The sequence below is a fragment of the Proteus sp. TSJ240517 genome, assembly GCF_047921575.1.
In the GTDB taxonomy this organism is placed as follows: domain Bacteria; phylum Pseudomonadota; class Gammaproteobacteria; order Enterobacterales; family Enterobacteriaceae; genus Proteus.
The window spans coordinates 228,110-240,612 of the sequence record NZ_JBLRMH010000005.1; the positions used below are offsets into that span (position 1 = coordinate 228,110).

The 12,503-nt window shown below is 38.0% G+C and carries 13 protein-coding genes; 12 read left to right on the top strand and 1 reads right to left on the bottom strand.

Translation table 11 applies throughout. The features are described 5' to 3' along the window. Window positions 1-203: 203 nt before the first annotated feature. From murQ to ilvN, 11 genes are all read left to right on the top strand, one after another. Window positions 204-1,115, top strand: a complete 912-nt coding sequence (murQ, locus tag ACNARN_RS10905) for an N-acetylmuramic acid 6-phosphate etherase (protein ID WP_198626334.1) — start codon at window positions 204-206, stop codon at window positions 1,113-1,115. Between the two features lie 42 nt (window positions 1,116-1,157). Beyond that, window positions 1,158-2,522 carry a PTS transporter subunit EIIC gene (locus ACNARN_RS10910; protein WP_109372624.1) on the top strand — a complete coding sequence of 455 codons (1,365 nt, stop codon included), beginning with the start codon at window positions 1,158-1,160 and terminating at the stop codon, window positions 2,520-2,522. 24 nt (window positions 2,523-2,546) lie between these two features. Further along, window positions 2,547-3,398: a MurR/RpiR family transcriptional regulator gene (locus ACNARN_RS10915; RefSeq protein WP_198626333.1), complete on the top strand. Its 852-nt coding sequence runs from the start codon at window positions 2,547-2,549 to the stop codon at window positions 3,396-3,398. Next, complete coding sequence (locus ACNARN_RS10920) at window positions 3,398-4,186, top strand: sulfite exporter TauE/SafE family protein (RefSeq protein ID WP_109372622.1); 789 nt, start codon at window positions 3,398-3,400, stop codon at window positions 4,184-4,186. The genes ACNARN_RS10915 and ACNARN_RS10920 overlap by 1 nt, the downstream gene beginning before the upstream one ends. A gap of 313 nt (window positions 4,187-4,499) precedes the next feature. Beyond that, entirely contained in the window at window positions 4,500-4,601 is a 102-nt protein-coding gene (gene speFL / locus ACNARN_RS10925) for a leader peptide SpeFL (RefSeq protein ID WP_109372621.1), read from the top strand. Window positions 4,602-4,737: 136 nt separating this feature from the next. Continuing rightward, a complete protein-coding gene (argF, locus tag ACNARN_RS10930; RefSeq protein WP_416304454.1) occupies window positions 4,738-5,730 on the top strand; it encodes an ornithine carbamoyltransferase in 993 nt (330 codons plus the stop codon). Between the two features lie 15 nt (window positions 5,731-5,745). After that, window positions 5,746-6,693: a carbamate kinase gene (gene arcC, locus ACNARN_RS10935; protein WP_196533486.1), complete on the top strand. Its 948-nt coding sequence runs from the start codon at window positions 5,746-5,748 to the stop codon at window positions 6,691-6,693. Window positions 6,694-6,797: 104 nt separating this feature from the next. Beyond that, window positions 6,798-8,309: a YfcC family protein gene (locus tag ACNARN_RS10940; RefSeq protein WP_198620188.1), complete on the top strand. Its 1,512-nt coding sequence runs from the start codon at window positions 6,798-6,800 to the stop codon at window positions 8,307-8,309. A 243-nt stretch (window positions 8,310-8,552) separates the two neighbouring features. Beyond that, a complete protein-coding gene (gene ivbL, locus ACNARN_RS10945; RefSeq protein ID WP_071788573.1) occupies window positions 8,553-8,651 on the top strand; it encodes an ilvB operon leader peptide IvbL in 99 nt (32 codons plus the stop codon). A 107-nt stretch (window positions 8,652-8,758) separates the two neighbouring features. Then, window positions 8,759-10,453, top strand: a complete 1,695-nt coding sequence (gene ilvB / locus ACNARN_RS10950) for an acetolactate synthase large subunit (RefSeq protein ID WP_198620187.1) — start codon at window positions 8,759-8,761, stop codon at window positions 10,451-10,453. Between the two features lie 3 nt (window positions 10,454-10,456). After that, a complete protein-coding gene (ilvN, locus tag ACNARN_RS10955; RefSeq protein WP_109372615.1) occupies window positions 10,457-10,741 on the top strand; it encodes an acetolactate synthase small subunit in 285 nt (94 codons plus the stop codon). A gap of 93 nt (window positions 10,742-10,834) precedes the next feature. Here ilvN and ACNARN_RS10960 read toward each other — a convergent pair whose 3' ends face one another. After that, a complete protein-coding gene (locus tag ACNARN_RS10960; RefSeq protein ID WP_151434082.1) occupies window positions 10,835-11,413 on the bottom strand; it encodes a helix-turn-helix domain-containing protein in 579 nt (192 codons plus the stop codon). 184 nt (window positions 11,414-11,597) lie between these two features. Here ACNARN_RS10960 and ACNARN_RS10965 point away from each other — a divergent pair, with 184 nt between their 5' ends. Then, on the top strand, window positions 11,598-12,344 hold the full coding sequence (locus tag ACNARN_RS10965; protein WP_160229926.1) for a sulfite exporter TauE/SafE family protein: 747 nt from the start codon (window positions 11,598-11,600) through the stop codon (window positions 12,342-12,344). The last annotated feature ends 159 nt before the right edge of the window (window positions 12,345-12,503 follow it).

The window sequence follows — 12,503 nt, forward strand, 5'->3', positions numbered from 1 at the left end:
CTTGCTATCTTATTTAGAAAGTAAGTGGAATTTCTTTAAAATTAATAGTTTGCTGTGTTTTTATAGTCACTGTTGGATTTCTTACAAAGAAAAACGGTTTAACTTAATGTGACTGATTTCACAGAGTGGTGACAATTATTATTGAAATATTATTTCATAAGATGTAATTTTAATTGAAATTTAGTTTCATTAAGGTTGTTATGATGAAAGAAGATGCATTAAGCGAATGTCTTAAAAATGAAAGCAATCAAGAAACAACACAGTTTTCTGAATTAAGCGCTTTAGAGTTGGTTACGCTTATCAATAGTGCAGATATGACTGTTGCAAATGCAGTTAAAAAAGAATTACCCGCTATTGCTAAAGCAGTAGAAAGAATTACTGAACGTCTGCAAAAAGGTGGACGTATTTTTTATGTTGGTGCAGGAACAAGTGGACGATTAGCGGTACTAGACAGTGCGGAATGTCCACCTACTTTTGGTGTATCTCCTACATTAGTACAGGCGATTATTGCTGGCGGTCATGATGCAATGCTAAAAGCGGTTGAAAATATTGAAGATAGTCAAGAGGCGGCAATTGAAGAGCTTCAACGTCGTCATGTTAGCGATAAAGATGTCGTTATTGGCATTGCGGCAAGCGGTCGTACGCCTTTCACTGTCGCAGCTTTGCAATATGGCAAGAAGCTAAAAGCATTGACAGTATCTATTACTACGCGTGGCAAAAGTATGATGAGTGAAATTGCCGACTTATCTATTGCACCAGATGTGGGCGCAGAAGTGTTAACAGGTTCCACAAGAATGAAAAGTGGCACAGCTCAAAAAATGATTTTGGGTATGTTAAGTACTAGCGTGATGACTAAACTTGGAAAAGTGCATAAAAACCTTATGGTGGATGTGATTGCGAGTAATGAGAAATTGCAACGTCGTGCTGAGGGTATTGTCAGTGAGGTGTGTGGAATTTCACATGAAACAGCCAGAACCCTGTTACAAATGGTTAATTATCATCCTAGAAAAGCCATTTTAATGTATGAACTTCACCTGAGTGTGGAGAAAGTTGAGCAAATTACACAGCAATATCCTTATCGTTCGTTACAACAGCAACTCGCCCTATTTAACTAATAACAATATGAGTAAACACTCTGAACTTTAGCAGGCACGCATATGGCTAATAAAATAGAACATCTCGACACGTTAGCAATAGAAATAGAAAAACATGCTGGTGGGTTTCAAAATGTGGCAACCCTAACACATTGTATGACTCGTATTCGACTGATTTTAAAAGATAGCTCGCTATTTGATGCCGACGCTTTAAAACAAGTCGAAGGCGTTAAAGGTGTTGTATTTAATGGCGAACAGCACCAAGTGATTGTAGGAATGGGAACCGCGGCAAAAGTTTATTCCATCATGAATAAGCGTATGCAAAACAGTTCAGCAAGTAGTGAAGATGAGCCTGCGTCAACACCAGTGAAAAAAGGCTTCTCCATTCGTCGTATGCTAAATACATTAGCGGCTATTTTTGTCCCGACAATTCCTGCTTTAATTGGCTGCGGTTTGATTATGGGGTTAATTAATATTATCCGTTTAGTCGCACCAGGCTTAGTTGAGCAATTCCCTGAGCTATTTAAATTATTCAAATTAATTGGTAGTACAGTATTTGCATATCTCTCTATTATGATTGGGATAAATACAGCTAAAGAATTGGGCGCGTCAACGTCGATTGGTGCCGTAATGGCTGGGTTATTAGCCATGCCTGGGCTTGCTGATATCACCTTATTTGGTGAGAAATTACAGCCAAACAGTGGCGGGATCTTTGCAGTATTAATGGTGGTCGTGTTCTCTTCAAAATTAGAATTATGGTTTCGTAGTATCGTTAAAGAGAGCCTAGATCTTATATTAACGCCGTTTGTGACTATTTTAGTCTCTTCTCTTGTGGCGATTATGATATTCCAACCAATCGGCCATTATCTTAATCAGTTATTAGCACAAGGCGTATCATTATCACTTTTAAATCAAGGTGGTGGTGCGGTTGTAACGGGTGCTGCGCTAGGGGGAAGCTTCTTATTTTTACTCTTAACGGGATTGCATCAAGGACTAATTCCTATTCATACCGAAATCTTAAATACTTTTGGTTTAAATTACCTGTTCCCTATTTTAGCCATGGGTGGAATGGGGCAAGTAGGCTCTTGTTTTTGGGTTTATTTACGCACTAAAAACCAACGTTTAAAGAAAACATTAATGGGTGCATTACCTGTTGGTATTTTCGGTGTCGGTGAGCCTTTATTATTTGGTGTTTCCCTTCCATTAGGAAAACCTTTTGTAGCGGGATGTATTGGTGGTGCGGCTGGTGGTGCATTAATGGCATATTTCCAAGTTGGGATCATTATTCCATTTGGTACAGCTGGGTTATCATTAATTCCATTAGTGGGAGATGGGCAAATTATTAAGTTCCTGATCGCAGTATTAGGTGCATGGATTGTCGGTTTTATTGCCAGTATGCTAATGGGATTTACCGATCCAGAGAAATAAGTCAGAAATAAAAAGGATAACAGAATGTCGACACTGACCAAAAAGCTTGAAAGTTTGCTAATACAAGGCAAAGGCACAGAACAACGTATTGCTCATTATTTATTAGAGAATAGTGAGAATATTGCCAGTATGAATGCGGCTGATCTGGCACTTAAAGCAGGTGTAAGTAGTGCTTCTGTTATTCGTTTCTCTCGTCAAATGGGGTATCGCGGTTATCCTGAATTTAAAATTGATTACCTTTCAGAAGAAAAGCAACAAAAAAGCAGTGGCGATATTCTCTATGGCAATCTCGCGAAAACAGACCCGACAGAATTAATTATTTCCAAAACAGGGCATCTGTTTACCAGTGCTATTCAAGATTCATTAGCGTTGTTAGATCCTAATACCATAGATCTATTAGCTGAAAAAATGGTATTAGCAAAACGCATTGTATTGTTTGGTATTGGCGCATCCGCCGTTGTGGCGAGCGATATTTTTCATAAATTAATTCGTGTAAATAAAAACACCTTATTTAGTCCTGATCTTCATGCTCAATTGGCTTATTCCGCTAATTTATCTACTGATGATATTGCCATTGCTGTTACCGCTAGAGGAAATACGACAGATATTAATCGGATGCTGAAATCAGCAAAAAATGAAGGTTGTTTAACTGTGGCATTAACGCGTTTCGGACAAGATGAAGCAACTCGATTATCTGATTATACATTGCCTTATTTTTATGATGAACAACACTCTCAATTAGGCGTGATTACGCCACAAGTTTTACAAATGGTGGCTTTTGATGTGCTGTTTTTTAAATATATGACATTAGCGAGTGAGTCAGCAGAAAAAGCATTATTAAAAGGGCGAGAAGCTGTTATGCAAGGAAATCAATAATGTTACTTATCACCACATTAGCGGTGGGTGCGGCTATTGGTTTAATTATAAGTACGACGGGTGTGGGCGGCGGTGTTATTGTTTTACCTGTATTGACCTATTTCTTTGGTATGAATGCGTTAATGGCAGTTGCAACAGCGAATTTATTATCCATGTTGATGAAAGTTACTTCGTCTTATATGCATTTTCGCCTTGGAAATATTCCTTTTAAAAGAGCGATGATTGTCTTAGGAATAATGCTACCAAGTACCTTTTTAGCCAGTGTTTTGGTTAATTATTTAGGTTCGTTAGCGCAGTATCAGCAACAAGTTGAATGGGGAATTAATGCGCTTGTTGTTAGTGCTATTGTTTTTTCTCTATTTCTCTTTGTACAGAGAATGTTTTTCTCATTACCTCCCGTTGTGGTTGAAAATACAGCGTTAGCTCCTTTAAATATAAAAGCGCTATTACTTCCTGCGATCGCAGCAGGTGTTGTTTTAGGGGCTACGGGGGTGGGTGGTGGTGTGGTTGTGTTACCGTTATTGCTACGCTACGCGAACCTTTCTATTAAGCAAGCTATTGGCACTTCTATATTTACCACAACATTGTTATCGGGATCTTCAGCACTAGCCTATATGCAAGATGGGCATACGGATATTCATTTGGCACTTTTGTTATTTTTAGGCTCGCTAATCTCTATTCCGCTGTCTAAGTGGCTGTTGATCAGAATGCCTGACAGAATATTTCAGTATGCAACGCTGATTTTAATTATTTGTAGTGCGGTGATGATGCTAGCTAAATTATTTTAGTATTTAAATGTATCATTAATGTTAATTATAAAAGTGATATAAAAAAAATAGCTAAATAATAGCTAAATAAAAATAAATTTTTATTGGTTATTTCTTGATTATCTTATTAATTTAATTGAGGTCATTCTTAATATAGAAGCGATTATCCATTTTTTATTTGTGTGTTAATGGAATGTATTCTTGATGATTTATTTTTACTGATATATGGTTTTTATCATAAATAGATAATTGAGATGATAATCACATTAAAGTTAATTCCTATATGTTTCACTGTAACCCTCATTTAATACCTATAAGTGAAGGTACTAGTATTATGGAAAATAATAATAGGAAAACGCCTCATATTAGACGTATTGCCCACATTATGATGTATAAACAACGTCAGTGTTTCCATTTCTCCGTTTTTAACGGGTAAGCCCTCTTTTTACATGCTGAAAATATAAAGCATATTTCCTAATAACGAGTGTTATTGGGGAGACATCTATTTTTCATAAATAATGAATCATTTTTTAACTCTATTATTATCAAAATAATTAGGAGATAGGATTATTATGTCTATTAATATTAAAGGTAGAAGTTTTTTAAAATTACTCGACTTTTCATCAGCTGAAATTCAATATTTATTAAATCTTTCTAAACATTTTAAATCATTAAAAATGGCAGGTATTCCTCACCGCTCTTTGGAAGGTAAAAATATCGTTTTATTATTTGAAAAAACCTCGACACGTACACGTTGTGCTTTTGAAGTGGCAGGTTACGATTTAGGAATGGGAGTGACTTATCTTGATCCAGGCTCATCACAAATGGGTAAAAAAGAGTCTATTGAAGATACTGCACGTGTATTAGGGCGTTTCTATGATGGTATTGAATATCGTGGTTTTGATCAGTTATTAGTTGAAGAACTTGCGGCAAAATCAGGTGTGCCAGTATGGAATGGTCTTACCGATAAATTCCATCCAACTCAGATGTTGGCGGATATGCTAACAGTTGAAGAAAATTTTGGTCATTTAAAAGGGCTTAAGCTGACTTTCTTTGGTGATGCGCGTAATAACGTTGCTAACTCTTTAATGGTGGTCTGTGCCAAATTAGGCTTACATTTTACAGCATGTGGCCCAGCATCTTTAATGCCAGAAGAGCAACTTGTGAAGGAGTGTCGTGCAATCGCGGCTGAAAACGAAGGCTCTATCACATTAACAGAAGATATCGAGAAAGGGGCAAAAGAGGCTGATGTTCTCTATACCGATATTTGGGTTTCAATGGGAGAGCCAGATAGTGTTTGGGATGAGCGCATTCGCTTACTGAAAGCTTATCAAGTCAATGAATCTATGATGAAAATGGCAAATCCTCATGCGATTTTCTTACACTGTTTACCTTCATTCCATGATCGTCTAACGCTCATTGGTGAAGATATTTATCAGAAGTTTGGTTTGAGTGAAATGGAAGTGGCAGACGAAGTTTTTGAGTCACGCCAATCAAAAGTTTTCGATCAGGCTGAAAACCGTATGCATACCATTAAAGCCGTTATGTTCGCGACTTTAAGCTAAAGCAAGGAGTTAACAATGCCTAAGAAGGTATTTATTGCTTTAGGGGGAAATGCATTGGGCAGTACGCCACTAGAGCAAAAGCAGATAGTCCGAAAAACCGCAAAGCCCATTGTGGATTTGGTTGAGAAGGGTTACCAAGTCATTATTGGTCATGGTAATGGCCCACAAGTTGGGATGATTAACTTAGCTATGGATTATGCATCGCAACAGAACATCGGCACGCCTTATATGCCATTTGCTGAATGTGGTGCCATGAGCCAAGGTTATATTGGTTATCATCTACAACAGGCTATTAATGACGAATTATGTGCGAGAAATCTGAATAAAAATCATGGTTGTGCCACCATTGTGACCCAAGTGGTTGTTGATAAAAACGACCCTGCTTTTTTATCACCGACAAAACCGATTGGTGCTTTTTATACTCAACAGCAAGCTGAGGTTATTCAAAAAGAGCACGGTTTTCACTTTATGGAAGATGCTGGACGTGGATATCGTCGAGTGATCCCATCACCTAAGCCGTTAGAAATTGTAGAATCGCCGATTATTAAACAGTTGGTTGAACGTAATATTGTGGTGATTACTGTTGGTGGCGGTGGTATTCCTGTTATTCGGAAAGGGGATTTATTAGAAGGTATTGATGCTGTTATTGATAAAGATAATTCTAGCTCAAAATTAGCCGTAGAATTAAAAGCAGACATTTTATTAATATTAACGGCTGTTGATAAAGTTGCTATTAATTTTAATAAACCAGATCAAATGAATTTAGATAAATTAACGCTTTCTCAAGCGCAGAAATATATTTCCCAAGGGCAATTTGCTAAAGGAAGTATGCTACCTAAAGTTGAGGCTTGCCTTAACTTTCTAAAAGAGAGTGATAAAGGTGTACAAGCTATTATTACTTCTTTAGAGAATGCATTATCTGCTTTAGAAGGAAAAACAGGTACAACAATTATTTCTGATTAATATCATACTTATCATTATTCTACATTTAATTCTAATAATAGACTCTGCCAGATAGATATTATTTCTACTGGCAGAGTAGCCTCTTATTTAAGTCGAGGACGCTTATGAAACTTAAAAAGTTTGCGTTTCCGACCGCATTTACTATTTTATTTGCCATTACAGTAATTGTGGTTGGATTAACGTGGATAATTCCAGCTGGCGAATATCAGCGATTAAGTTATAACTCAGCGGGGCCATCATTAGTGGTTGCGAAAATAGATGGTTCTCATGAAGTGTTACCTGCAACTCAGGCAACATTAAATGATTTAAATGTCTCTATTGAGATTAATAAATTTACAGATGGGACAATTAAAAAACCGATAGCGATACCTGGAACCTATGAACGCGTAGCACAGCAACCCAAAGGGATTATGGATATTACCGAAAGTATGGTGAAAGGAACGATAGAGGGAGCTGATGTTATTGTTTTCATTCTTGTCTTGGGGGGGCTTATTGGAGTTGTTAATAAAACCGGTGCATTCAATGCAGGTTTAACAGCACTAGCGAATCGAACCAAAGGCAAAGAGTTTTTAGTCGTGTTTGGGGTCACGATTATATTATCCATAGGCGGGACAAGCTGTGGGATTGAAGAAGAAGCCGTTGCCTTCTATCCCATATTAGTACCCATATTCTTAATCTTGGGTTATGACGCTATTGTGTGTGTTGGTGCTATTTTCCTTGCCTCTTCAATGGGGGCTGGGTTCTCAACTGTAAATCCTTTCTCAGTTGTTATCGCATCAAATGCTTCGGGGATCAGTTTTATTGAAGGGATCGGCTTTCGTACTATTGGGTTGGTGATTGGTACGATGGGGGTTTTGGTTTATTTATATTGGTATTGCAAGAAGATCAAAAAAGATCCGACTTTCTCTTACAACTATGAAAATGCCGAAAGTTTTAAACAGCGCTTTTTAAGTAATTACGATCCTAATGAGATATTAGAATTTTCGTGGCGTCGTAAAGTGATCCTCTGCTTATTTGTTGCTGCTTTTCCTATTATGGTTTGGGGTGTTATGGACATGGGCTGGTGGTTTCCACAAATGGCAGCTCTTTTCCTTGCTATCGCAATCATCATAATTTTTCTCTCTGGATTAAAAGAGAAAACAGCCATTGATGGATTTATTCACGGGGCATCGGAATTAGTCGGTGTTTCATTAATTATTGGTTTAGCGCGTGGTGTTAACCTTGTGATGGAACAAGGTAAAATTGCGGATACCATTCTTGAATTTATGTCTCATATGGTTGCAGGAATGCCACCAAGTTTATTCTTATTGGCACAGCTCGTTGTCTTTATCTGTTTAGGTTTTATTGTTCCGTCTTCTTCAGGGCTTGCGGTTTTAGCGATGCCAATCATGGCGCCATTAGCGGATGCAGTTGGTGTTCCTCGTTATATGGTGGTATCGGCATATAACTGGGGACAATATATTATGTTGTTCTTGGCGCCTACTGGGCTGGTGTTAGCGACATTGCAAATGTTAGATATCTCCTATAATAAATGGCTTAAATTTATTATGCCGATGGTGATATTTATGTTTGTACTCTCGGCAACACTATTATTGGTTCAAGTTGCTTTTTTATAAAATTGAGTCGATGTGTTTACGTTGAGAAACGAATTTTTGGTTATTCTGTAATGTGAAATTAATCTAGATTTTTATGCTGCAATCAGGGTTATTTTTTGATTTTCACTAGAAGTGATCTAGCTCTCGTTTTTGGCGGTGATAAAAAATAAACCGAAAAAAAAGGTTGTTAATTTGTAGAAGTTATGTTTTTTTTAAATACAGATAACACGTAAACACATCATTAAATTAATTGATAGGTAACCCATGATCATCACTACTCTACTACAAAGCCTACGACTAACAGCGCACATTGCGGCTGTGGTTGTCGTGCGTGTGGTGGTGGTCGTCGGCAAAGCGCCGTAACGGGTCCGAATCAACACAGTTTCGCAACCCCGCCGGCGCACTAACCGGGCGGGGTTTTTCTTTTCTACCGCCCATAAAGTCCGGCTTAGAACAAAGGACAGAGAAAAATGGGTGCTCAACAAGATAACGCCACAAGTAGAACCTTTACTGGCGCACAATTAATCGTTTATTTACTGGAACGGCAAGGCATTACGACAATTGCAGGGATCCCCGGTGGTGCGGCGTTGCCTTTGTATGACGCATTAAGCCAAAGCAAATCTATTCGCCATATCTTAACTCGCCATGAACAGGGCGCAGGTTTTATCGCTCAAGGTATTGCAAGAGCAAATGGTAAACCTGCTGTTTGTATTGCCTCAAGTGGGCCGGGGGCGACGAATTTAGTCACTGCAATCGCAGATGCTAAATTGGATTCTATTCCTTTGGTGTGTATTACTGGTCAGGTATCTTCTGCAATGATTGGGACAGATGCCTTCCAAGAAGTTGATACTTATGGCATGTCTATTCCCATTACTAAACATAATTATTTAGTGCGCGATATTGCTGATTTACCCGAAATTATTTGTGATGCGTTTCGTTTAGCTATGTCAGGGAGACCGGGCCCAGTTTGGGTTGATGTACCAAAAGATATTCAGCAAGCCACAATTACATTAGAAGCGTTACCACCTATTCCACAAAAAGATCCCGTTCCCGCATTTAATACTGATTTAGTGATACAAGCGGCGCAAATGATCAACCAAGCTAAAAATCCAGTTTTATATTTAGGCGGTGGAATAATTAGCTCAGAAGCATGCAAAGAAGCGATTGAATTAGCAGAGAAAAATAATCTGCCAACAACGATGACCTTAATGGGATTAGGATTAATGCCACCTTCACACCCTCTGTATTTGGGGATGTTGGGTATGCATGCGACGCGTAGTACCAATTTTATTTTAGAAGAAGCGGATTTGTTGATTGTATTAGGTGCGCGCTTTGACGATCGTGCTATTGGTAAAGCAGAGAAGTTTTGCCCTAATGCCAAAATTATTCATGTTGATATCGATCGTGCTGAAATTAGTAAAATCAAGCGCCCAGATATTGCGATCCACGCTGATGCGAAATCAGTGTTATCACTGTTATTACCATTGATTAATACCAATAAGCGTAATGAATGGATAGAGCGTGTTACGACACTGAAACAAGAATATCCATTGGAGATGAAAAACTCTGAAAATATTCTGAGTGGTTATGGCATTGTATTAGCGGCCGCAAATTGTGTTGATGATGATGCCATTATTACAACAGACGTTGGGCAACATCAGATGTGGGTTGCACAAGCGTATCCGTTAAATCGACCTCGACAATGGTTAACATCTGGCGGTTTAGGCACGATGGGATTTGGTTTACCAGCAGCGATTGGTGCCGCATTAGCGGAGCCAAGTAAGAAAATCCTCTGCTTCTCTGGGGATGGTAGCATTATGATGAATATTCAAGAGTTTGCTACGGCGGCTGAACACCAATTAGATATCAAAATTATTTTGATAAATAATCAGGCATTGGGATTGGTTCACCAACAACAAACGCTGTTTTTTGAAGAGCGTATTTATGCGGCGGCTTACCCTTATCAAACAGATTTTATTCGTATTGCACAAGGCTTTGGTTTAGACACCTGTGACTTAAATCAGGAAGCGGATCCTGCGAGTGCATTAAAAGCAGCAATTGAAAAACCAGGTCCGTGTTTAATTCATGTCATGATTGATATTCATGAAAAAGTATTTCCAATGGTACCGCCAGGGGCGGCAAATATTGAGATGATAGGAGCTTAATTTATGTCACAACAATCACAACCTATCGCGCTGGAATTGATTGTTCGCAACCATCCCGGTGTTATGACCCATATTTGTGGGCTATTTGCTCGCCGTGCCTTTAACGTTGATGGTATTTTGTGTTTACCGATGAAAAATAGCGATAAAAGCCGTATTTGGCTATTAGTGCAAAAAGATGATCGCCTAATGCAGATGGTGAGTCAGGTAGAAAAGCTTGAAGACGTAAAAGAAGTGAGATTCAGCGACGATTTACGTGTTTTTGAACAAATGGAAAGTTATCTAAGTTAATTTGTCATTTTTATTTTATCAGTGGCTTTATTCTTAATTACGGTATTTTTAATTAATAGGAATAAAGCCATATTTTTATCGCAAATAAAAAAGCTAAGGACGATGATGATAATGCTGTTGATTGGGGCTAGACATAATGACGGATGCACGCAAATGCCCTTCAACACAAATATAAGAGTGAGGGGTATTACCATGAAAGGCGTAAAAATCACCTGTTTCGAGTAAGACCGTTTCATCATTGTCAAAACGCATCATTAATTTACCCGAATAGACCATGATGTGTTCTTGAGTTCCATCTGCGTGAGCTGGGCTATTGATGATCGCGCCATGCTTCATTTCGATATGCCAAATTTCAGTAATATTGCCGATACCAATACGAAATTTAAACTCTTGGGCATAATCACCCACGATAGGCTTATGTCGTTCTAAACGAGGATATTCTTCTCGTGTGAAACTAAATAAATCCCCTAACGGAAAGCCAAGCGCTATTGCGATAGCCTCTAAGGTATCGATTCTAGGATTAGAATCACCCGATTCTAATTTTGACAATGCAGCCTTGGATATTCCCGATTTTCTTGATAACTCATTAAGTGACAAGTTTCGAGACTGTCTTAATTGTTTGACTTTATTACCAAGGTATTCATTCGTTTTTTTAGGAGGTTGTGGGTTCATTGCCAATTCAAAATATCGTTAGTTTAAAAGAGTTATTCCGATTAGATAATAACACTAATTAACCGTATTCGGAAAAATGAGATCCTGTTTCTGCTGTATTTTGTGAATAGTCTTACGATCACTGTTCGATTTTTAATAATTACGCTAATATTCTTCATTAAATGATAATTATTCAAGGTTTATTATGATGGACTTACTCAGTTGGTCTGATCTTTTTATTTGCCTACTTACCTTATTCTTTGCTTATGTTATTTTCGGTATGGCTGGGTTTGGCTCTGCGTTAATTGCAGGCCCTGTATTAGCACTTTATTTACCTCTTTCAATGATAGTGCCTTTATTGGCATTAATCGATTTAAGTGCTGCCATAGTGAATGTTTTAAGAGATGGCAAACAGGCTGATTTTAAAGAGATACGCTATCTTATTCCGCTGATTATTATTGGTAGTCTGGTCGGTGCGACGATTTTATTAACCACACGACCTGATTTGCTTTCTCTTCTTTTAGGTATCTTTGCCGCTTGTTATGCCATTTATGCCTTGTTTTGGAAAAAACAAGAAAGCCAATTTTCTCAACGCTTGGTTTATCCTTTTGGGTTAATTGGTGGTGTATTTAGCGCATTGTTTGGTAGTGGTGGCTTTTTATATGCAATCTATTTATCAGGCAGAATTGCAGATAAAAACAAGTTTCGCATTACACAAACGACATTGATTGGCTTTAGCACACTAACGCGAGTGGTGATTTTCTTATTTGCGGGTATTTATTGGCAATTGGATATTCTTAAGTTAGCTGTCATTTTCTTGCCTGCTATGTTTGCGGGAGTTTGGTTAGGGCGAAATTTAACATTACGTATGTCGAAAGCTCGATTTATGAGTGTGATTTATACCATTGTATTGGCATCAGGTACTGTGCTTATTTATCGTTATTTTTCTTAAGCGTTGCAGGATAAATGACGGTGAAGTGAGAATATTGTGAAAGGCAAAGATCTTGGTGAGTCAAACGAAGATCTTTCTCTGATTAATGTTACTTTTTAAGCATGTTTATCTATTTCTTATCCCCTATAATAAAACAATATTTTATTTAACCACCTTCCT